Consider the following 22,925-nt stretch of genomic DNA (forward strand, 5'->3'; position numbering starts at 1 on the left):
GGATGCGATGCACAAAATTTCACTGGAGCAGTGGCGGGCTTTTATCGCCGTTGTGGACTACGGTGGTTTTGCTCAAGCTGGCGATGCACTGTTTAAAACACAACCTACTATTAGCCACAGTATAAAGAAGTTAGAGCTAGTCGTTGGCAAACCGCTATTTGATGTGGTGGGTAGAAAAGCGGTTCTCACCGCTTATGGCGCCAGCCTGTTAGCTGCGGCAAGAACCCTGGTAACGCAGGCTGATAGCCTTGAACATGAAGCGATCTCGCAAAAGTCAAAAATCCAACAATCGCTTAAAATAGCGGTCGACACTTTGTTTCCCCGGCCTGTGCTAGGGAAAATCTTAACCGAGCTCAATTCTCTGTTTCCACAGTTGAATATTCAATTACATGAAACCACCTTATCGCGCTGTGCAGAAATATTAGAAGACGGCACTGTTGATGTCGGTATCGCCAGCCTTATTCCACGCGGTTATACCGGCAACTTAGCAACGACGGTTGAGCTTTATGCGGTTGCACATCAATCTCACCCGATAATGCAGCAAAGTGATTTGCAGCTACAGATATTAGCGCCTTACAAGCAGGTCGTTATTCGCGATGCCGGCCTCAGAACCAATATTAATTCTGGTTGGTTAGGCAGTGAAAGTCGCTTGACGGTATCAACGCTGTCTGAGGCGGTATTTTGCGTTAAACATCAACTGGGTTTTGCCTGGTTGCCTGATTGGTTACTGCAACTACCCGACAATAACGACCTGGTAAAACTGCCTTTGCAACATGGCTTAATGCGCACCGTTGCCCTGCAAACGGCAATACGGCAAACCATGGCCGAAGAGCCGGCTATTAAAGCGCTGGAACAACTATTTTCACTTTATCTTGAGAAGACTAAGCAGGTGTAGCGTGTTCGCGCTCATTGAAATGCCGAACTGGCCACGTTTACCGGATTTCACAAGCGCTTCACTTTATCGACCTTAAAGTCAAAACATCGTTGATAGCCCGGCTGTCGTCAAAAACGCAAACCTGGACATAGGCTTGCGGCTGGCAACAAGTCAATTAATCGGACACTAAAACATGAAACACAAAATTTCCCGTTGGCAAGGCGCAGGTTTGGTAGCAACAACCTTACTTGGCACCGGCGTGTTTATTTTGCCGCAGCTAACGATAAGTAGCGCCGGGGCAGATAGTGTAATGGTTTGGTTGTTGCTCACCTTGATGATTATTCCTGTCGCACTGGTTATGGGCAAGCTGGCGGCAACCTATCCCCATGCCGCGGGGCCTGCGCATTTTGTTGAGCAGGCGTTTGGCATGCAGTGGGGGCGCAGTTTAGGGTTGTTGTTTTTGTTTGTGGTACCTTTTGGGGCTCCGGCCGCGATGATCATAACCTTTACGTTCTTCAGCGGCTTGACAGGCATTTCCGGCGGCTATTTATTGCTATCTGAGCTGGCAGCACTGGTTTTGCTGTTTTTATTAAATCGTCGTGGTCTTAAGTTATCTGCCTTAGTGCAGCTCTTTATCGCTGTGGCGGTGGTGACACTGATTAGCGTGCTGCTATTTGTGCCGTCATCACAGGCTGTGTCGCCCTGGGTACAACCTAATGTTAATCTGCAACCCATACTAACCGGCATCGGCATCGCATTCTGGAGCTTCCTCGGGTTAGAGGCCATTACCCATTTAGCCGATGACTTTCGCAAACCGGCTCGCGACATTGTGCCGGCAATGGTTATTGGCTGTCTGATAGTTGGCGGTATTTATATCGCAACCACAGGGCTTATTTTACACACCCCAACAGAGGCTGATGTTGCCATTATGGGCGTGGCAGAGTCGAAGTTGGGTAATTGGGGCGCTCTGGCAATAGGTATTTTGGGGGTGGCTGGCGGGCTGGCAACTGTAAATGTATACGTGGCAAGCATATCACGTTTATTAGCCAGCTTTGCAGGGCAGGGGATCCTGCCAACAGTATTAGCAAGACGAAATGCGCAGGACGTACCCACGGCTGCCATTATGTTTATTCTGCTTATTAACGCCGTAATGCTGTTGCTGACTTTTGTTTTAAATCTTGATTTAGAAGCATTAATCACTGCGGCAAATGGCGTCTTTGTGCTTATTTATATCGCCACATTAGCGTCAGCCTGGCGTTTACTGAACGCTAAATACAGGCCTCTGGTTGTTACCGGGTTATTGCTGTTATGCGGAATTATGGGGGGGATAGGCCTTAAGATGGTTTATGCATTGCTGTGTCTGGTAGCCATTTGGGCGGTGTTAACACTACGAGAGCGGCAACGTTTAGCGACAGCGGAGCAATTATGACTAAGGTAGGCATCGTTTATTTCAGCGCAACTGGCGCAACTGACCTATTAGCGCATGAGATTGAACAGGGGGTGTGTTCAGTTGACGGCGTAAGCGTTGAGCGTTTTCGTATCACCAAACATCAGCTTGCGGGCGGACGCTTTACTGATGAGGCAGTATTAACGCGTCTCGGTGGCTGTGACGCTATCATATTTGGCTCGCCAACTTATATGGGCGGGGCGGCCAGTCAATTTAAGGCCTTTGCCGATGCCACCAGCGAGCTATGGTGCCAACAGCTTTGGGCCGACAAGCTGGCAGCCGGCTTCACCTGTGGCAGCGCACCTAATGGCGACCAATCCAGCACGTTACACTACTTTTTTACCCTGGCATGTCAACATGGCATGTTGTGGGTAAGCATCGATGCGGCGCATGGTTATACCAGCGATGAGGTAAACCGGTTAGGCAGTCAGGTTGGCGTCATTGCGCATGTTGTAGGAGGGCATGTGCATCAAACCGATAGAAAAACTGCAAAATATCTGGGCAGACGCGTTGCGATTTTGTGTAGAGACACTTTTGGCTACGCAACATCAAAAAATCAGTACTATTAATCGAGTTAGATCGATGTGCTAAATGAAGAGAATGGCATATGCCATTTTTGTCCCATATAACGGTCTGCTTGTCACTATCAACTTCTGATTGTCATTTATCAGTGTAAGAAGCAATTCATTAATTTAAAAACGTTTTTTCCCGCATTCTTGCTTTCGCATTTATTTCACATTTGTTTTGCTAGTTTTCATGCAAAAGAAGAGCTGGCAAATGCGTGTTAATTTGTTTCTCTGTGAATGAACTCCTGATGCGGGTTGCTAGTTTATTGCCCAAGGATAAATCGATGCTAAAAGCCTTAATAAGATTGCCACTGTATTTATTATTGTTAGTTCTTCCCGGTGTTCAAACGATAGCCAGCGAAGTTGATAGCAAACCGACGTTGAACATCGCTACAGAGGTGATTACACCTGCTTTATACGATAAAAATGTCGGGCAAAAATATCCGGTGGTGTATTTATTCGATAGCTCGCCATTTTATTTAGGCAGTTATTTTGCCGAGGCCAAATTAGCGCTGGAGCAGTTAGCTGCACAGCATAGCTTTCCGGAAGTTATTATCGTTAACGTTAAAATTGCGTCTTTATATACCGCTGTTAATGCTAAACGAGATAACTTGATGGCTTGGTTTCAGTCTGAATTGCAACCAGAGATTAAAGCTAACTACCGAACACTGAACAAACAGGTTGCTGTTGGTTTTTCCTACACCGGAGGCTGGGTTGCTGCTGAGCTAGGGTTACATGCAACAGACCTCACGGACGTACTGAGTTTATCGCCGGTGTTTGATAACACCAATTATGTCGTTAAACCCGACGAGATTGCAGCGTCATTACCCAAGTTGCGTATCTATTTTGGTGATGAGCAGCGACGACTTGAGTCTCAATTCGTCTCTGTTTGGGCAGAGAAAAAGCTCTCTGAAAAGCTGCAAGTTGCGCAATTATCTGGCGAAACACATCAATCATCTTTTATACCATCATTGCGACATGGCTTGCTGGCCGTGTTTTCTGACTACCGGGCTGTAGCCTATACAGAAATGAGTGAATCACATTGGACCACGGCGAACGTAGAGCAATTTTTTAAACAGCGGCAACAGCTATACAGCGTCAGGGCTTCTGCTGAAGAGAAATCTGATCTACATACCGCATTCGCTAAGGCCTACACCTATGCAGGAAAGCTTGAACTAGCCTCTGAGCACTGGTTAAAAAGCTCGTCAGAGTACAAAGGCTACTTTATATCCCAAATTGCCGGCGAAGTTGAACTTGCGGGTAATGCTGAATTAGCAATAAAAATTAGAACACAGTTAAAAAGCCTGCTCTAGAGACTCTGTATCCAAACCTGAGATCCCCCCTTTTTGTACTTACCCAATTCACATTCATTTCACGCCGGTGGCGATATAGTCGCTGTACTACGTATTTCAATGAAGAGGCTTTTATGCTGAAAAAGATACTTATTGGTGTAGCTACTTTACTGTTGCTTTGCATGGGAGCAATAGCAATATTTGCAAGCTATCTAAACTGGTCCACCCCTGAAAACCTAACCAAAACAACTTATGCACAGTTGCCTTACCTGGCGGATAAGCCCGCGGTTAAAGGAAAGGTACTGGCTATTGTTACCAGTACACCGTCTATGCAAGTGCCGACTAAAGATGGCTTTAAAACCAAAGAAGCCGGTTTTGAGTTAACAGAGCTTGCCAGGGCTTATGCCGTATTTATCGCAAATGGTTACGATGTTGACGTTGCTAGTCCGCTAGGGGGCGCCGCAACATACGTGCAGGATGAAGATGATATGGGAGCCTATGACTATGCTTTTTTAAATGATAGCCAAGCGATGAATAAGGTTCGTAACACGCTGAAAATAAGTAACGTGTCAGTGGAAGATTATGCTGCCCTTTATCTGGTTGGCGGTAAGGGCACTATGTTTGACTTTCGTAATAACACCAGCCTGCAACGCCTTATCTCTGAAAGCTGGAGCAAGGGGGCCGTAGTATCGGCGGTTTGTCATGGCCCTGCCGCGTTGTTGGGGGTGGAGTTAGCTGATGGTAGTCAGCTTCTGGCTGGCAAACAGATAACAGGGTTCTCTAACGCCGAAGAGTTGCTGTTGATCCCGAAAGCAGAACAAGTGTTTGGCTCACTGCTTGAGGATGAATTACGTAATGCTGGAGCAAAAGTAGTTGTTGGTCCGGACTATTTAGAACAAATTGCCATCGACGGCCGCTTAATCAGCGGGCAAAACCCCTGGTCTGTCTGGGCTCTGGCTGATGCTGTGGTAGCAGCCTTAGGTGAGACGCCGGCCCCGCGCGAGCTTACAGGTGAGGAGTTGGCAGTCAACGTAATGGGTATTTACCAACGACAAGGCCTGGAGCAGGCAGTCTCTGCATTGCAAGCATTATCTGCTGATGAGAAAACAAGCTTAGCGCGTAATTTGATTGCTATACACATCTTCGTTTCAGCAAAGAAAGGCCAATGGTCAGAAGCGTTAGACCTGTTTGAATTGTTACGTGTTGCTTCAAGGTTGGCAGATGTTGGCTAAATTAGAGGCAAAAACAAAGCGTATGGGAACTTCGGTACATCTTGAAAATATGAGTCATCAGCTTGCATCGCATGCCGCGGAACCACGCCAGTTGTTTCGGCAGTTGTCAATGCAGATTGAGCCGGAAGAGCGTTTGGCGATTGTTGGAAACTCAGGCAGTGGAAAGTCGACGCTGATATCTATATTAGCCGGGTTGCAAAAGCCGTCTGATGGCAAGGTGACTTTTATCTGTAGTAAAAGTGGGCAGGCGTTAGATGTTGCCAGGTTCCGTCAGCGCTGTAGTTTTATTTTTCAGCAGCTTTATCTGCTGCCAGAGCTTGATGTGATGCACAACGTCGCGTTACCACTCACCCTGAGGGGTGATAGCAAAGCATTAAACAAGTCTCTTGTCTGGTTAGATAAGGTCGGTTTGGCGCACGTTGCCCGGGTGCCAGTAACGTCACTTAGCAATGGCGAGCAGCAGAGAGTCGCCATTGCCAGGGCTTTGATATCCTCACCAGAAATACTATTTGCAGACGAACCGGTCAGTCATCTTGACAGGGACAACGCAGTGCAAATGTTTGACTTGATAAATGAATTCTGTAAAGCGTCGGCAACGAGTCTTGTTCTTGCAACACGTGATATTGATTTGGCGAAACAGGTTGAACGATACGTTACATTGGCTGCAACTAGCGAGGCATCAGCGGCGTGAGTGCGTTACGGGGCCTTTGGCATTTATTCAAAATCCAACTTAAAAACAGGGATACGCTATTTTTATTCCTGACCCTGTTTTCAATTGCTTACTTTCTTGCTGTTATCAGTTTATCTGCCACTCCTGCTAAGCAGTTGCTACAGGATAATTTGTCGCTTTTATTTGCAGCACAGGAGGAAGGTCATCCACTAGCTGATGCCGTTCAAATGGCAAAGGCCTTTATTGATTTGATCGCGCTGTCGTTGTTCGTATTGGGAGGGATAACCTTAACCTTTATCGGTTCAAGATTAGCTGTTTCGAATAGATACCTGTTTACGGTTTGTTTAGTCAATGGTGTTTCAAAACGGCGATGTGTGGTCTTCCACGTTGTGATACTTACTTTTATTGGTACTGTCGCGTTAATGCTTGCTGCTTTACTTAGCGTCATTAGCTGGAAGGTTTTGTGCGCGGCGGCTAATGCTTTTAGCTTTCCTTTATCGAGTCATTATGAATGGCGTTATCTGCTTGATGTTTTAGTGATGTGCTTTATTGCCTATGCAGTTACCCAACTCCCTAATGTTATTTTTTTTCTAAAGCTACAGCATAGCAACCTGGTTAATGCCAACGTTAACCATGGAGAATCAACATGGGGATTATATGTATTTGTTATTTCAGGCTTATTGTTGTGTGCAGGTTTTTATAGCGGCAACTGGCAGATCACATCGTTTCTTATCGGATTGACGCTCGTTTGCTTGTTGTTGTTATTTGTAACGACAAGGCTTTTTTTAATTGTCGCTAAAAGGAAATTTCTTAGTAAATGGAGGTTGTTCTTTCTATCCGTTGATATGGTAAGCAAGCGTATCGGCGTCAATGTGCCCTATATCATTATTGTTGGCCTGAGCGTTACTATCTTAATTCTGTCGCTACGCTTAACAGATGACATCTTACACCTGCTAAATCCAGCGTTAGCTTTTGTCGATTCCGAATTAAGCCAAATAAATAGCCGCCTTGCAGAGCAAGAGAACAAGCTGCAGGAGTTCGGCTATCTTGCTTTAGCTATCGTATTGATTTTTAGCGCTTTTATCAGCTTGTTGTCTGCATCGCTCATTACAACCCTGATGAATAGCTCGGCACAAGATGTTCAGTATAGAAACGGGTTAATGCTTAGCTTAGGTCTGAGTAATAAAGATGTTTGGTATCTGATGAGTTTTGAGTGGCTAGTAATTTCATTTATTACTTTTTTTCCGGCTGCTGTGTGCTCTCACTACCTGATCCGTGAAGTGTATCAAGCTCAACTTGGTATTGCTTATCAGGCTGATTGGACCTGGCTATCAGTAAATATTGTTATGGCAACGCTTGGTACGGCCATATCTGCCATATGGCTAAGCGGCAGCCAAGCGAAAAAGTCGATCACTGTGTTATTGCAAAATAGTTAGGAAGAGAAGATGGGGACTAGTATGTTTAAGGTTTTTGGTAAGTCGATAACTTATTTATCGTTTAGTTTTATTTTTTTCAGTGCAGCAACTTACGCAAATCTGGAAAGACCGATTCCTTTGCCCCTGGCAAGTGATGGCCAAATAGCCGTGTTAGCAGGTATTGAACCTATTCTCGTCGTCGGCGGCATGTTGCATGGCTCAGCCGAGCCGCATCTCACTTTGGTTAATACAAATGCGGCTCGTGTGGTGGGTAGTTACAAATTGCCGTCTGCATTTTATCAGGGGTTTAATGTAGCAAATTTAGCAGGGCAGCCTGCTACAGAGCCCCGCTCGCAATTAGTGCTGCTAGGGCGTGATGGGCTATATCAATTTCAAGATGGCAACATAACTAAGTTGATTGAGTGCAATCATGTTTACGCCAGAATTGACTCAAACAACTTCAGTGTTTTGCCTGTGGTATTCGATGTCAATGAAGATGGACTCTCCGATTTTTTGATCCCCGGCTTTTTGCAGCATTGCCTGGCTGTGCAACAAAAAGACGGCAGTTTTCACAATCAAACACTCGACTTTGCGCTTGATATGCACATTCAGCCGCAAGAGTTTGATAGCACTGAACTGAAATTTGGCTTACCAGAAGATATTAAGATTTTTGACGTCAATGGTGATGAGCGATCCGATATTGTGATAGCCGGAAAAACCAGAATTGATACCTTTTTGCAGAAAAGCGACGGCAGCTACCACAGTAAATCAGCGCCATTGCTATTGCCGTTGATGCTGTCAGAGCAAAGGGGGACGCAGTTAACCGCATCGACAGCCTATCAATTCCATCGGTTCGAGGATCTTAATCTTGACGGCTTGCCTGACCTGCTGTTGTTTGAAAAGCAATATGGCGAAAGTAAGACGGCAAGTAGCAATGGCATTCGGGTGTTGTATGCTCAGCGGGATAAAGAACAAGGTTTAGGATTTTCTACCACTCAGGGTTTTATAAAGAAACCAGGGGAAATGGTGACTTTACTGTTTGCAGACTTTAACGGTGATAAATTACGTGATGCGACGTTGCTCAGCGGTGAGCTTGGAGCCGGAAGTTTTATGTCGGTTGTTATGGGCGGCGGAGTGGATATGGATATTTCAATTTACCCGCAGCAGGCTTCAGGATTATATGCGGACAAACCTGTCGTAAAACGGGAAACCGAGTTTAAGCTGGATATTCACAATTTAAATTATGGTGTTTTTATCAGTGCCGGTAATTTCAACGGCGATAGTTTTGATGATTTGTTATACGTAAATCATAAGAATAAGTTGGAGTTAGCTGCGGGTAGCAAAAAAGGGTGGCTCAAGGGGCGGTCTATCAAGGTAGCCGCAGATCTGCCCGCAGATCCTGATTTACTTAATGTTCTGGATTTAAATCAGGATGGCATTCTGGAATTACTCATCCGCACGCCACAACCCAAAGGAGGTTATGACCTTAGAATTGTTAGCTTTCTCAGCGATAGAGAGTGAATAAATTACTTTATCCGATTAAATAACGAGGTTCATTAGTGATTCTGATAACGATTGGGCTGGTTGTTCTTGTGATTGCCGCTAGCTGGTATCTAATCTATAGGCTTAAACCCTACCACGTTAGTACTCAAGACGTCAGTAAACGATATAGTTATGTGCAACCGGATCCAATTGATTTGGTGCTGAGTCAAATGGATAGTTGCCGCTATTCATTTACCTACAAAAGTTTTGATGGTGAAAACGTAAATGGCCAGCTCCATTTCCCGGCAGACGTTAAGAACACTGCTGAGCCTGTTCCCGTCCTCATTGGAATGCATGCTATGGGACGAAGCCATGAGCGTTGGTTTCAAGATAACATCGGTGGCAGAAAGACTGTCGAAAATACGCATAAAATCACCGAACTTGCACTCGAAAAGGGCTATGCAGTTGTTGCTATTGATGCCCGGAAACATGGTAAACGTAAGGATCCCAAGCAATCGGTAAACAACATTATCAGCGACATGCATCGATGGGGCAAACGGGAGCCATATGAAAACATGCTTGTTGATACAGTGAAAGACCTCAGGGTGTTGATTGACTGTTTGCAGAGCCGGCCGGAGTTCGACAATACTAAAATCCAAATCGCAGGCTACAGTATGGGCGCCCATATCTGCCTGTTGTTAGCAGCCGTAGATCCTCGCGTATCGAAAGTTGCTGCTATTGCCCCTCCGTTCGCCGGAGATAAAACCGCTATCGTATCGCCTAAAAATATTATGCCTAATTTGGCACAGTGCGTATTTTGGCTCTTTTCTTCTGATAATGATGAATATGCTTCAAAAAAAGAAAACGAATTACTATTTGCAGCGTTACCGGGCTATGACAAGCGTCACTTTACATTTGATAGCAACCATATTCTGCCTGAAAGTTATGTCGATAACTTAAATATGTGGTTGTAATTCCGCTTAGCTGCCGCCAACGCATTTCACATATATTTCATTGCCAGAACATCACAATAGAAAGCCTATAAGTCAAACCCCTTGCTAACGCCAAGGGGGCAAATTTACTTTTCCAAGGTAGCTTTAATGATGCGATATAAATATGTATTACCGGCACTGTTCATAGTTGCTTTTTCCTGGGTTACCTTTGGTGTGTCGGCGAACCAGCGGGGCGAGCACGAACTTATTATTCAACATAACGACTTGGTTATTGCTGGCACCCTGGCCTTGCCGGAATCTAAGTCGACTGATGCACTGGTCATTTTGTTGTCGGGTAGTGGCCCCCAGGACAGAGATGAAACGCTGGAAGGGTTTAAGGTATTTAAAGCGCTATCGACACAGCTGCAGGCTGCTGGGATCTCCAGCTTTCGTTTCGATGACAGGGGCGTGAATGGCAGCAGCGGCAACTTCGGCCAATCCACGCTGAATGATCATGTGTCGGATGTGCTTCACATCATCGAGTTTTTTAAACAGCATCAAAAGCACCGCTTTAAAAACTTCATATTACTTGGCCATAGCCAGGGCGGCATCGTTGCAGCGAATGTGGCAACCAAAAGCGATGATATTAAAAAGCTGGTGTTGATGGCAGGGCCGTCAGTCCCTATTATCGATATTTTACTTTATCAGGTACGGCAGGAATATTTCGCTGACACTTTGGCACCGTCATTACGTGAAGCGGCAGTTCAAGCCCATAACGGCCTGCTATGGGCCATTAATCAAGGTAAGGATTTATCTTCTGCTCTGACAAAATTTGAACAGGCCACACACAATGCGTTGCTGGCGCAATCAAAAGATGAAAAAGGCGATAAAATTGATGCCATGGTGAGTGAAATAGCGGCAGAGCATAAAATCATTTATGCCTTACCTTCTCTTACTTCGTTCTTATATCACGACACAGCTAAAGACCTGGAAAAACTCGACATACCCGTGCTGGCATTGTTTGGCGGAAAAGACTTACAGGTCACTATCGCGCAAAACAAAGATGTGATGGACAGGGCGTTACTTAGATCCGGAACGCACTTTGAATTTGAAACCTTTGATAATGCCAACCATTTTTTTCAAGCGGCGGTAACCGGACAAAGAGCAGAATATCCCCAGTTAGAGAAAAGTTTTGTCCCCAGGTTTGCCGAAAGTATAAGTTCCTGGATTTTACAGTAGTGAAATCGTTATCTCGTCGACAACTTATTTGCGGCGCAGAGGCTGTCGGGAGTTAGTTTGTACTCGGCTGTATCGTCAAATAGCCCAAACGCTAACATTTGCAGCTTTAACTCAGCATTTCATAAGGTAGAAAAATGAAGAAAGTAGCAGTATTCGGTAAACCCGGAAGCGGGAAATCAACATTAAGCAAACTGCTTGCTGATAAAACCGGCTTACCTCTTTATCAACTTGACTCAATGCTTTACACCAAAGATGGAGCCTTTGTTGACCGGAAGGAATTCGATGCTAAGCATGAAGAAGTTTTAAAATCCGATTGTTGGATTATGGATGGCTTTGGTCCTATTGGCGCTTTTTATAAGCGCTTAGAGGAAGCTGATACCTTGATTTACATTGACCTCCCTTATATTACCAGTTACTGGTTTGTGACTAAACGGCTACTGAAAAGCGTTTTTGTAAAGCCAGAAGGTTGGCCGGATGGTAGCTCTGCCATTAAAGGAACTTTGGCAAGTTATAAAGTCTTGAAGCTTTGCCCGAAATTTTGGAATAAAGAATTTTCTGAAAAGTTGCAATTAATGTCTGCCGCTAAATCCGTGCATATTATTAAATCAGTCAATGAATTAAGCCGCGTCGAGTTTTTATAACCCGTTGTTTGGGGAATGTCGTGACTTTGAATAGCCATATATCTGTATTAAGTGGCTTTAGGTAATCAAAGGAGTAATAAGTTCTGAAAATGAATTATTTTGTTGTTGGGTAATGACTGGGTCTGGGTCTGTTGCTTGTTTATGCTGCTTGAGCCAGTTATAAAGGCTGTTATCTGACACGCCCAAGCGCTCTGAAACATCCTTAACGGAATAGCCGCGCTCAGTGATTTATTTTATTGCTTCGGCTTTGAATTCTGGTGTAAAACGTTGTTTGTCATGATGCTCTCCTAAAGTTGTATTTTAACCTAAGGAGTGTCTAGTGTTTTAGGGGAAGTCCACAGCTCCGCTGGCCCGAGTATTCTTTCCGGCTACACCAAAACAAAAAGGGGCCTTGCGGCCCCTTACGTCGGTTCGGCTAATGCTTACAGCGATTTGGTGCTGTAGTACCAGTCGATGTAGTTGTAGCCCTGATCTTTGCGTACTTCAGCATCGGCTGAGGTGGCGGGCGGTGGTACGATAACGTCGTCACCTGGCTGCCAGTTTTCCGGGGTTGCTACTTTATGCTCGTCGCTGGTTTGCAATGCTCTTAATACCCGCAAGAACTCATCAATGCTACGACCGTTGCTCATCGGGTAGTACACCATGGCGCGCAGTATGCCTTCCGGGTCAATGATAAAAGTGGCCCGTACCGCGGCGGTATCGCTGGCGCCTGGCTGGATCATGCCATAGGCTTTCGCCACTTCCATTGATAAGTCAGCGATGATAGGGAAGGTGATTTTCACCCCGAAGTTTTGTTCAATACTGCGGGCCCAGGCAATGTGTGAGTGGACGCTGTCGATAGACAGACCCAGCAATTCACAGTTTAGCGCAGCAAACTGATCGGCGCGGGTAGCAAAGCCCATAAACTCAGTAGTACATACCGGAGTAAAGTCAGCCGGGTGTGAAAACAACACCAGCCATTTGCCTTTGTAGTCTGCCAGGGTTTTCATGCCATGGGTAGTTTTGGCATTAAAAGCCGGCGCTGGTTTGTTCAGTTGTGGAAAAGTTACAGTAGTATCAGTCATGGTTTTATCCTCAGTAGATTAGGTTTGTCTTACTTACGTATTCCATAATAGAATAAGCTTATAACTAAAGGAAATAAATAAATTAGATTGTGCTAATCCATTTTCCAGATGACAATAAGTAAAAGCAGGTCAGGCTTTGGCAGAGTGCGACAAAATGCCGCATCGTCTGGCCAGGGAAATTGACGTAAAGTTAGCGGGTGGACAGAACGACGCTTCCGCTGTCGCTTCTTTACTACATTTGCAACGGCTGCCTGGCAGCCGTCTTTTTTTGGGTTTGGTATGTCTAAAGCCGTTATTATTTCCGCCGCGTTAACCCCGGCACATCAGCTGCGGCAGATGGTTAAGCTGCGATGGGGCATTATTAGTATCGAGTGCCTGGTAGCCGCAATTGGCTGGCTGCTGGATTATGCCGTCACCAGCTGGGCTATCGTGTTGCTGGTGTTAATAACCCATACCCTGACAAATATCGTGTTACAGCGGCTACCCCGGCCGGTTGCTTCCCTCAAACCTGTTTTTTTACTGATTTCTACCATTGATTTACTGGTGCTAAGTGCGTTACTCGCGGTATCTGGTGGGGCCAGTAATGGCTTTGTGGCATTACTGCTGTTGCCAGTTGCGGTAGTGTCGGTACTGCTACCGGCGCTGGCCAGCTATCTGTTCGCCATCGCGGCGGTACTGGCTTACAGTGTGTTGCTGTGGCTGGGCGACTTAACGGTAGTGGTGACGCCCGCCGCCGGTTCAGATCATGTAATGCATGGCGCCGTGATGCGACCTTTCAGCCGGCATATGTGGCAAATGTGGTGGGCGTTTGCTATCTCGGCCATATTAATCAGTTGGTTTATCAGCAGTCAGGCTGCGCTTATTCGCGAAAAATCAACCAAACTTAATCAGTTACAACAACAGCAGATACGGCAGGAGCAGGCTTTGGCAATTGCCACTTATGCTGCCAATGCTGCACATGATTTAGCGTCACCCATTCAGAATCTGGTATTGCTGACTGAAGAGTTGCAGTCTTGTGCCACTGAGCAGCCTGCGCTGCAGGAAATAAAACAGCAGTTGCAGCGTTGCCAGCAAATCGTTGCTGATTTACGAACCAATGCCAGTCAGTGGCGGGAGCAGCAGCCGGCAGAATTACTGCCGGTCATTCAGCAAAGTTTACAATCCTGGATAGTTACCCGGCCAGAAATCAGTTTAAAGTTAAATCTGCAGGGCGAAACCTCGGGTTGCAGAATTAAAGAAGCAGCAAGTTTGTCCTCTGCCCTGTTTCAAATTCTGGACAATGCCGCCGATGCCAGCCTTGCCAATGGCAAACCGCAGCTCGACATAGAGGTAACACTGCTGCAGGGCAGGTTAACCCTGCGGATTATTGATTTTGGCGAGGGGTTGTCAGAGCAGCGCCTGGCGGAACTGGGCCAACTGCCACAACAAAGTGAAAGTGGCCTGGGGCTGGGGCAGTTTCTGGCTAACGTATCGGTAGAGCGATTAGGCGGCAGCATCAACCGGCGCAACCTGGCACAGGGTGGTATGGAGACTCTGATACGCTTTGAGGATCAGGCTGCATGACCAAACTGGTGGTGGTAGATGATGATGAAGCGTTGCTGCGAACGTTAATACGCCGGTTCAGTATGCAGGGCTGGCAGGTCAGCGGGCATAGTCAGCCGGTAACGTCCGGGCAATTAATCGCCGAGCAGGCAGCGGCTTACTTGCTGGATTTACGCTTTGCCCGGCAATCGGGTATTAGTTTTATTGCTGATATCCGAAAGGCTTTACCACAAAGCCGGATAGTGATGATGACAGGCTATGCCAGTATCAGCACTGCAGTGCTGGCAGTGAAGTGTGGTGCCGATGACTATCTTACCAAGCCGGTTGATTTTAATGCCATGCAGCAGGCGCTGACGGGTAATGCCCTGCCGGCAACAGATAATCCGGCAGAGGGAGCGGTATTGTCTGCCGATCAACTGCAGTGGGAGCACATTCAGCGGGTGCTGGCACAGCATAACGGCAACATCTCGCAAACTGCCCGCAGCCTCGGTATGCACCGGCGTACCTTGCAGCGTAAACTACTAAAACACCGCCCGGCTTAACCGCTGCGACAATATGTCGCATCGTGCTTACTGCCGGCTATCGCTATCATTGCTGCTTAGTCAATTGGCGGTAGTAAGGGTTTGAAATGGCAGCGGTTAAAACAGGTTATCTGATTATTGCCGGTATCATCTGGCTGGTGGTGCCGTTATCGGCCACGCTGGCATCCACACTTAATGTGGATGATGATAACAGCGAAATTGAGCATATCGTGGTGACTACGGTCGCCATGCAGGACCCACTTATTGTCGTTACCGACCCCAAAAAGCCACGCCAGCCTTTGCCCGCCCATGATGGTGCCGACTATCTGCGCAGTATCACCGGCTTTAGCGCAATTCGTAAAGGTGGTGCCAGTAGTGACCCGCTGTTTCGGGGAATGGCCGGCTCCAGACTAAATATTCTGACTGATGGTGATATGTTGCTGGGCGGCTGTGGCAGCCGGATGGACCCGCCCACCGCCTACATTGCGCCGCAAGCTTACGATAAACTGACCATTATTAAAGGCCCGCAAACGGTCATTTACGGCCCCGGCAGCAGTGCTGCCACCGTGTTATTTGAGCGGGATAACGCCCGTCTTACTCAGCCTGGCGTCAGCGGTAGTGTCAATACTACCGGCGCCAGTGCCGGCCGCTTTGACAGTGCGCTTGATGTCACTGGCGGTAATAGCAGCGGTTTTGCCAGAGCAATTGCAACTGTCGCCCGCTCTGATGATTACCGGGATGGCAGTGGCCAGCGCATTCATTCGGCCTATCAGCGTTGGAGTTCCCAGTTAGAGCTGGGCTATACACCATCCGATGACAACACCCTACTGCTTAAATTTGGCCGTAGTGATGGTGAAGCGGCTTACGCCGACCGGTTAATGGACGGTAGTGTATTTAAGCGGCAAAACCTTGGTTTGAAATGGTCGCTGAGCGCACTTAACCGCTATCTGCAGCGCCTGGATGTGCAGTGGTATTACAATTACATCGACCATGTTATGGACAACTTCAGTTTGCGCACCTTTACTCCCGGCATGATGATGGCCAACCCCAGCGCCAGCAACCCGGACCGCCGCACCCTTGGCGGGCGATTATTTACCGAATGGCAGCTGCATCAGGACATCAGCTGGCAATTAGGGCTGGATGCTGCCCGCAATATTCATCGAATTCGCAATAGTATGAACCAGCAAATGATGCCCTATCAGCAACAGCCAAGGCAGCAAGATATCCGCTTCACTCAGCTTGGGTTGTTCAGCGAGCTGGAGTATCAGCTTAACGATAGTGGCCAGCTGATCGCCGGTGCCCGGCTGGATTACTGGCAGGCTACTGATAGCCGGCCGTTACTTGGCAGCATGGCGCAACAGCAGCCTAACCCCAGTTTTGGTCAGCAACGGGATGATTATCTGAAGGCGGGGTTTATCCGCTATCAGCAGCAGCTGGCTAACTGGCAATGGTATCTGGGGCTGGGCTACAACGAACGTTTTCCTGATTACTGGGAGCTGGCCGGCGCCGGCAGAGCCGCAGAGCAAAGTATCAGTGCATTTTATATTAAACCTGAACTCACCACGCAACTGGACCTGGGGCTGATTTATCAGCATCGTGCCTGGCAACTGGGCTTATCGCTATTTGCCAATACTATCGACGATTATCTGTTGTCGCAGCAAAACTGGCCACTGGGCATGCAACGTTTAACGGTCAGCCGTAATATCGATGCCCGTTCTGTTGGCGCAGAGCTGGATCTGAGTTACCGCTTTAACAACCAATGGCATAGTAGCCTGGCACTGGCTTACGTCAGGGGAAAAAATTATACCGACAACCTGCCACTGGCACAGCAGCCACCGCTGGAAGCAAAACTGGCAGTAAATTATGACCAGCAAAACTGGTACTCAGGTGTGTTATGGCGTCTGGTTGCAGCGCAGCATAGGGTAGCGCCAGGTCAGGGTAATATTGTGGGTACAGATATTGCGCCAAGCCCCGGTTTTGGCGTGTTATCCTGGCATGCCGGCTGGCGCTACAGCAGCACGTTCACCCTGGTGGCCGGCATTGACAACCTGACTGATCAGCAGTACCACGAACATCTTAGTAAAGCAGGAGCCATGGTCAGCGGCTTCCTGCCAGTCGCCCAGATCAATGAAGCCGGCCGCACCTTATGGCTGAATATGAACTGGCAGTTTTAACCAGCAAAGGTCAACACGCCCTAACTTAATCATCAAAGTTACAACTGGGCTTGGTATGGCGTTGGGGGTATTGCTGCAATTCAGTGCTGCCATCCGCCAGGGTATGTTTAAAAGTAGCTGTTTTGCTGACAAGACAAAAGTTTGTGCTGGAACAAGCTTTCTTCTGATAAAGCCGCTTATCTCCACAATTAAGCTAAACTTACCGATGTATACAAGTAAATTCTAATTTTGCCGGGGTAGATAATATGAAACGTACTATTGTCGTTGGCGCAGGTTTAGGTGGTATGTCAGTGGTTTACGAACTGCGGCAAAAACTGGCTAAAGATCATGAAGTGATGTTAATTGGCGAAGGTGTTGAGTTTCAGTTTGTGCCGTCTAACCCCTGGGTCGCACTGGGTGAGCGCACGCGGGATAAGGTGGTATTGGATATTACGCCTTATGCTGAAAAGTATCAGATCCCGTTTAACAGTAGTGGTGTGGATCAGATTGATGCTGGCAATAATAACCTGACCAGCGGTGATGGCCAGCAGTGGCAATATGACTATCTGGTATTGTGTACAGGTCCCCGCCTGGCGTTTGATCTGGTACCTGGTGCTGGTCCTGAACAGTTTACTCAGTCCATTTGCCACGTTGATCATGCAGTAAAGGCTTATGATGCCTATCTAAAACTGCTTGAATCACCCGGCCCGGTTCTGGTGGGAGCCATGCAGGGTGCAAGCTGCTTTGGCCCGGCTTACGAATATGTATTAACGCTGGAACATTTGTTGCGTAAAAAGAAAATCCGCGACAGGGTACCTATTACCTTTGTTACCAGCGAGCCTTATATCGGCCATATGGGCCTGGGTGGTGTGGGCGATTCGAAATCATTGATGGAAAGCGAGTTCCGCCAGCGCGACATCAAATGGATCTGCAATGCCCGCATTAACCAATTTGAACAGCATCAGGCTTCGGTTGATGAAATCAGCCGCAAAGGCGAGGTCGACTTCAGCCATCAGTTGCCGTTTAAGCTGGCTATGTTTATACCGTCATTCCGTGGCTCAGAGGCAATTGCTGCAGTACCGGGGCTGTGCAACGAAAAAGGCTTTGTGCTTACCGACGAGTTCCAGTGCAGTAAAGCCTACCGCAATATTTTTGCTGCCGGCGTTTGTGTAGCCATACCACCACTTGAAGTGACGCCAGTTCCGGTAGGCGCGCCGAAAACCGGTTTTATGATTGAATCGATGACCACCAGTATCGTCGAAAATATTCTCAGTCTGGAGCAGGACCAGCCGATGGCGACCCGGCCAACTCTGAATGCTATTTGCCTGGCCGACATGGGCGACAAAGGTGCTGCCTTTGTGGCACTGCCGCAAAATCCGCCCCGTAATACCAGCTGGACGTCGATGGGCAAGTGGGTGAATGTGGCGAAAGTAGCGTTTGAGAAGTACTTTTTATACAAAGTGAAACACGGTACCAGCGAGCCCATTTACGAAAAATATGTGCTGAGCGCCATTGGCATTCACCGCACTAAAGACAAAGATAAAGACTAAGCAAACCTTGGCTATAGTGTTGCTGCGACGGAGAAAAAAATGAAATGGTTGTCCCGGTTTTTATTAGCTGCCCTGGTGTATACCAGCCAGGTTGCTGCCGCCGAATGGTTGATGCTGAGCGAGGAGGCCGCGCCACAGTGGCTTGAGCTGCCGGTCACTGTTGAGGCCATTGCTGCCTCCACAGTGTCAGCGCAAACCAGTGGCCGTATTATCGAACTTCCCTACGACGTGAACGATTTAGTGCCGCAGGGGGCGGTGATTGTGCGTTTTAGCGACAGCGAGCAGCGCGCCCGGTTGCAACAAGCCGAGGCTGGGGTGGCTGAAGCGTTAAGCCGGCAGGGCGAAACCGGGAAAGAACTACACCGAGTCAAAGCGCTGAACGAGCAGGGGCTGGTAGCTAAAGCCGCCCTGGATCAGGCCATGGCCAATGCCGCTGCAGCCGAAGCCCGCACTAAACAGGCGTTAGCCAGTGTCGCGCAAGCTAAAGAGTTATTGGAGCAAACTGTCGTGCGGGCGCCCTACAGCGGCATAGTGCAGCAACGTTTTGTTGAACTGGGCGAGCTGGCCATGCCGGGTAAAGCCTTGTTGCGGGGTTTAAGTCTGGAGCATTTGCGGCTTAGCGGGCAAATAACGCAGCGGCAGCTTGCTGCGGCGCAACAAAGCAGTGCGGCGCAGTTGCAGCTGTCAGATGGCCGTATCATTGAGTTGGGTGAGCCGAAACTTACCATAGCACCAGAGGCCAGCAACGGCGGCCATAGTTATTTACTGCGCCTGACATTGCCAGAGGCTGACTACAGCCAGTACAGCATTTACCCCGGTAGCTGGCAGCGCTTAAAGCTACAGGTAGCAACGCAGTCAGTGCTGCGGTTGCCGCTATCTGCAGTGATCTGGCGTGGAGAAGTCAGCGCTGTCTGGCAAAAACTGCCTGAAGGTGTGGTATTGCAACAGGTGCGGCTGCAACAACTGGATGTGAACTCGGTACGGGTGTTGTCGGGCTTAACCGCCGGTGCAGTAGTGGCTGCCGATGCGACGGCTTATGCCAGCAGGTTTAGCCAGCAACGTCGTGCGGTGCAGGAGTAATGGCACTATGAGCAAGCATTTAGGGGTGTCTGGCGGCCTGGCAGACCGTTTTAAAATTAACCAAATCACGCCATTGCTGGCGTTGGTCGGTTTTTTACTTGGCCTGTTTGCTGTATTGGTGACGCCGCGCGAAGAAGAGCCACAAATCGAAGTGACCTTTGCCAATGTGTTTATTCCCTACACCGGTGCCAGCGCAGCTATGGTAGAGAAGCAGGTGGCGATAGCAGCGGAGAAAATTGTTGCAGAAATTGCCGGCATAGAGCATGTGTATTCGGTATCTGAAGCTGGCATGGCTATTTTAACAGTGCAGTTTAAAGTGGGTGAGCCGCGCACCGAGGCACTGGTGCGATTGTACAACGCTTTCTACGCCAATGCGGACTGGCAACCGGCCGACAGTCAAATTGGCCCGGTGTTGATAAAACCCAAGGGCATAGACGATGTACCAATTTATGCGGTAACCCTTTGGAGCGACAATCCGGCAGTTAGCCGCGCCGCGCTTAGTGCTGCCGCCAAAGGGTTGGAAGAACAACTGCAGCAGATAGCCGGCACCCGTGATATTTATACCTTAGGTGCAACACCGGAGCAGATCCTGGTGCGTTTTGACGTTAGCCGACTGGCTGCGTATAAGCTGGATTTAGCGCGGGTACAGGCTGCACTGCAACAAAATAATGGTATCTCTCAGCAGATGGCGATGCTGGTACCGCACACAGAAATTCTGCTGGAGTCCGGGGTTGCGCTGCACAGTGTCGACGATGTCGCTCAGCTGATTATCAGCGTGCAGCAAACCGGGCAGGGGCCGCAGCCGGTATACCTGGCTGATGTCGCCGATATCAGAGCGCAAAGCGCCAAACCTGACAGCTATGTACAGCATGTTGAACGTATAGCCGGCACCGTGCAGCAAAACCCGGCCGTGACGTTGTATGTGGCGAAGCAACCCGGCCAGAATGCAGTGGATGTTACCCGGTCTATCCAGCGCAAACTGGATAACCTGTCGCAATATTATTTAAGTCAGGATATCAAGCTGACCGAGAGCCGTAACTACGGTGATACCGCCAAAGACAAAGCCGACACCCTGATTAAAAAACTGCTGTTTGCTACCTTGTCTGTGGTGCTGCTGGTTGGTTTTGCCCTGGGCTGGCGCGAAGCGTTTGTGGTGGGGATGGCGGTTATTATTACCCTGGCTATTACCTTATTTGCCTCCTGGGCCTATGGTTTTACCTTAAACCGGGTATCGCTGTTTGCGCTGATTTTCTCCATCGGTATTCTGGTCGATGACGCCATAGTGGTAGTAGAAAACTTGCACCGCCACTGGCTGGACGGCAAACAAAGCTTACTTGAGGCCATTCCTTCTGCGGTGGAGGAAGTGGGTGCGCCAACAATTTTAGCTACTTTTACCGTGGTGGCGGCCTTGCTGCCAATGGCCTTTGTCAGTGGTTTGATGGGCCCTTATATGAGCCCCATTCCGATTAACGCCAGCATGGGTATGCTTATTTCCTTGCTGGTTGCTTTTATTTTTACTCCCTGGTTATTTTACCGGGTGTTTGCTAACCGCACCCCAGCCGCTGGCCACCACGCGCAACACGGCGGTAAAGCTGAGCGCTTATTCAATCGGGTGATGCTGCCGTTTCTGCGCGCCCGCGCTGGCCGCACAAACCGTATCTGGCTGTTATTGGGCTTATTAGTGGCGATTGCCGGCTCGGTGCTACTGGTGCAGCAGCAGGTGGTGACATTAAAAATGTTGCCGTTTGATAACAAATCAGAATTTCAGGTGGTGGTCGATTTACCTGAGGGCAGCACCCTGGAGCAAACTCAGGCGGTGTTGAACCGCATCAGCCTGGCATTGCTGCAACAACCGGAAGTGCTGCACGTGCAAAGTTATGCCGGTACCGCCGCACCGATTAACTTTAACGGTCTGGTGCGGCAGTATTACCTGCGCCGTTATCCGTGGCAGGGAGATGTCCAGGTTAATCTGGCCGGCCGGCTGGCACGCGATGAGCAAAGCCATGCTATTGCGCTTCGGGTGCGGCCAGCACTTGCGCAACTGGCGCTGGAAAGCGGCGCCAGCATTAAACTGGTTGAAGTGCCGCCCGGACCGCCGGTGATGGCGCCGCTGGTGGCAGAGGTGTATGGCCCGGATTATGCCAGTCAGTTAACAGCGGCGGCGCAAATCAGTCAGGTATTCGCTCAGGCTGAACACGTTACCGACATCGACAGCACTATTGAAGCGGCACAACCCCGCTGGCAGCTGTTGGTCGACCAGCATCAAGCCGCGTTACATGGCGTGTCGGTAGCAGCGATAAATCAGGCGCTGCAAATTGCCCTGTCCGGCCAGAATGGTGGTTATCTGCGCAGCGAACAGCGTTATAACTTAACACCAATTCAACTGAAACTGACCGAGCAAAGCCTGGCTGACTGGCAACAACTGCAACGCTTGCCGATCCCCAGTATGCACGGCGGCACCGTGCCCTTGTCCGAGCTGGTAATGAAGCAGCAAGGCCAGCGGCAAAACGCTATTTACCGCAAAGACCTGCGCCCGGTCGTGTTTGTTACTGCCGATTTAGCCGGTGGTAGCGACAGCCCGCTATACGGTATGCTGGATATCCGTGCCCGGCTCAACCAGCAAATGCCGACGATGGTACAGCAGTTAATCAGTGCGCCGGATGATACTGACGCGGTAAGCATTAAGTGGGATGGTGAGTGGCAAATAACCTATGAGACCTTCCGCGATATGGGCCTGGCCTATGGCGTGGGGTTAATTATGATTTATCTGCTGGTGGTGGCACAGTTTAAATCCTATGGTGTGCCGCTGATTATTATGGCGCCGATCCCGCTGACCCTGATTGGCATTATGCCGGGGCACTGGTTAATGCAGGCACAGTTTACCGCTACCTCGATGATCGGCATGATAGCGCTGGCGGGTATTATTGTCCGCAACTCTATTTTGCTGGTCGATTATATCCAGCAGCAACTGGCTCAGGGCGTGGCATTGCAGCAGGCAGTGATCCATGCTTCAGCCGTGCGGGCGCGGCCCATTATTTTAACCGGGCTGGCTGCTATGCTGGGGGCGTTTTTTATCCTGGATGACCCTATCTTCGGTGGTCTGGCGGTAGCGCTGATCTTCGGTATCCTGGTGTCTACGTTGCTTACCCTGGTGGTGATCCCGGTGGTGTATTATGCCTACCATTATGCTGATACAGAGCAGCCAGGTTGAAATGACCTGATCTG

At 48.7% G+C, this 22,925-nt stretch carries 18 protein-coding genes and 1 pseudogene; 17 read left to right on the plus strand and 2 right to left on the minus strand.

Translation table 11 applies throughout. From position 1 onward, the window contains the following. Positions 1–7 precede the first annotated feature (7 nt). From CRO03_RS16025 to CRO03_RS16075, 11 genes are all read left to right on the plus strand, one after another. Positions 8–895 carry a LysR family transcriptional regulator gene (locus tag CRO03_RS16025; protein WP_097112650.1) on the plus strand — a complete coding sequence of 296 codons (888 nt, stop codon included), beginning with the start codon at positions 8–10 and terminating at the stop codon, positions 893–895. A gap of 172 nt (positions 896–1,067) precedes the next feature. Then, positions 1,068–2,303, plus strand: a complete 1,236-nt coding sequence (gene yjeH / locus CRO03_RS16030) for an L-methionine/branched-chain amino acid transporter (protein WP_097112651.1) — start codon at positions 1,068–1,070, stop codon at positions 2,301–2,303. Beyond that, positions 2,300–2,890, plus strand: a complete 591-nt coding sequence (locus tag CRO03_RS16035) for a flavodoxin family protein (protein WP_097112652.1) — start codon at positions 2,300–2,302, stop codon at positions 2,888–2,890. The genes yjeH and CRO03_RS16035 overlap by 4 nt, the downstream gene beginning before the upstream one ends. A 212-nt stretch (positions 2,891–3,102) precedes the next feature. Continuing rightward, positions 3,103–4,200, plus strand: a complete 1,098-nt coding sequence (locus CRO03_RS16040; RefSeq protein ID WP_097112653.1) for an alpha/beta hydrolase-fold protein — start codon at positions 3,103–3,105, stop codon at positions 4,198–4,200. A gap of 113 nt (positions 4,201–4,313) precedes the next feature. Then, entirely contained in the window at positions 4,314–5,411 is a 1,098-nt protein-coding gene (locus CRO03_RS16045) for a type 1 glutamine amidotransferase domain-containing protein (RefSeq protein WP_097112654.1), read from the plus strand. After that, a complete protein-coding gene (locus CRO03_RS16050; RefSeq protein WP_097112655.1) occupies positions 5,401–6,102 on the plus strand; it encodes an ABC transporter ATP-binding protein in 702 nt (233 codons plus the stop codon). The genes CRO03_RS16045 and CRO03_RS16050 overlap by 11 nt, the downstream gene beginning before the upstream one ends. Further along, positions 6,099–7,517, plus strand: a complete 1,419-nt coding sequence (locus CRO03_RS16055; protein ID WP_097112656.1) for an FtsX-like permease family protein — start codon at positions 6,099–6,101, stop codon at positions 7,515–7,517. The genes CRO03_RS16050 and CRO03_RS16055 overlap by 4 nt, the downstream gene beginning before the upstream one ends. 21 nt (positions 7,518–7,538) lie before the next feature. After that, positions 7,539–9,017, plus strand: coding sequence for an FG-GAP repeat domain-containing protein (locus CRO03_RS16060; protein ID WP_097112657.1), 1,479 nt, complete (start codon positions 7,539–7,541; stop codon positions 9,015–9,017). Positions 9,018–9,055: 38 nt separating this feature from the next. Continuing rightward, a complete protein-coding gene (locus tag CRO03_RS16065) occupies positions 9,056–9,952 on the plus strand; it encodes an alpha/beta hydrolase (RefSeq protein WP_097112658.1) in 897 nt (298 codons plus the stop codon). Positions 9,953–10,078: 126 nt separating this feature from the next. Next, on the plus strand, positions 10,079–11,149 hold the full coding sequence (locus CRO03_RS16070; protein WP_097112659.1) for an alpha/beta hydrolase family protein: 1,071 nt from the start codon (positions 10,079–10,081) through the stop codon (positions 11,147–11,149). A 134-nt stretch (positions 11,150–11,283) separates the two neighbouring features. After that, the gene (locus CRO03_RS16075; RefSeq protein ID WP_097112660.1) at positions 11,284–11,790 is read left to right on the plus strand and encodes a P-loop NTPase family protein; all 507 of its coding nucleotides are present in this window, start codon (positions 11,284–11,286) and stop codon (positions 11,788–11,790) included. A gap of 96 nt (positions 11,791–11,886) precedes the next feature. On the opposite strand, the pseudogene CRO03_RS18655 reads toward CRO03_RS16075, so the two are convergent. Together CRO03_RS18655 and CRO03_RS16085 are read right to left on the minus strand one after the other, a co-directional pair. Continuing rightward, positions 11,887–12,018: pseudogene (locus tag CRO03_RS18655) on the minus strand (transposase); the annotation flags it as partial. Positions 12,019–12,212: 194 nt separating this feature from the next. Next, entirely contained in the window at positions 12,213–12,854 is a 642-nt protein-coding gene (locus CRO03_RS16085; RefSeq protein ID WP_097112661.1) for a peroxiredoxin, read from the minus strand. Between the two features lie 279 nt (positions 12,855–13,133). Here CRO03_RS16085 and CRO03_RS16090 point away from each other — a divergent pair, with 279 nt between their 5' ends. The 6 genes from CRO03_RS16090 (at position 13,134) to CRO03_RS16115 (ending at position 22,911) form a co-directional block, all read left to right on the plus strand. Beyond that, the gene (locus CRO03_RS16090) at positions 13,134–14,417 is read left to right on the plus strand and encodes a sensor histidine kinase (protein ID WP_097112662.1); all 1,284 of its coding nucleotides are present in this window, start codon (positions 13,134–13,136) and stop codon (positions 14,415–14,417) included. Next, on the plus strand, positions 14,414–14,938 hold the full coding sequence (locus tag CRO03_RS16095) for a response regulator transcription factor (protein ID WP_097112663.1): 525 nt from the start codon (positions 14,414–14,416) through the stop codon (positions 14,936–14,938). Before CRO03_RS16090 ends, CRO03_RS16095 begins: the two co-directional genes overlap by 4 nt. An 86-nt stretch (positions 14,939–15,024) precedes the next feature. Then, a complete protein-coding gene (locus CRO03_RS16100; RefSeq protein ID WP_097112664.1) occupies positions 15,025–17,091 on the plus strand; it encodes a TonB-dependent copper receptor in 2,067 nt (688 codons plus the stop codon). Between the two features lie 245 nt (positions 17,092–17,336). Continuing rightward, positions 17,337–18,620 carry an NAD(P)/FAD-dependent oxidoreductase gene (locus CRO03_RS16105; RefSeq protein ID WP_097112665.1) on the plus strand — a complete coding sequence of 428 codons (1,284 nt, stop codon included), beginning with the start codon at positions 17,337–17,339 and terminating at the stop codon, positions 18,618–18,620. A gap of 39 nt (positions 18,621–18,659) precedes the next feature. Further along, positions 18,660–19,700 (plus strand): efflux RND transporter periplasmic adaptor subunit, encoded by a 1,041-nt coding sequence (locus CRO03_RS16110; RefSeq protein ID WP_097112666.1) that lies wholly within the window; start codon positions 18,660–18,662, stop codon positions 19,698–19,700. Between the two features lie 7 nt (positions 19,701–19,707). Continuing rightward, entirely contained in the window at positions 19,708–22,911 is a 3,204-nt protein-coding gene (locus tag CRO03_RS16115) for an efflux RND transporter permease subunit (protein WP_097112667.1), read from the plus strand. The last annotated feature ends 14 nt before the right edge of the window (positions 22,912–22,925 follow it).

The sequence above is a fragment of the Arsukibacterium tuosuense genome, from assembly GCF_900215315.1.
Classification (GTDB): Bacteria; Pseudomonadota; Gammaproteobacteria; order Enterobacterales; family Alteromonadaceae; genus Alishewanella; species Alishewanella tuosuense.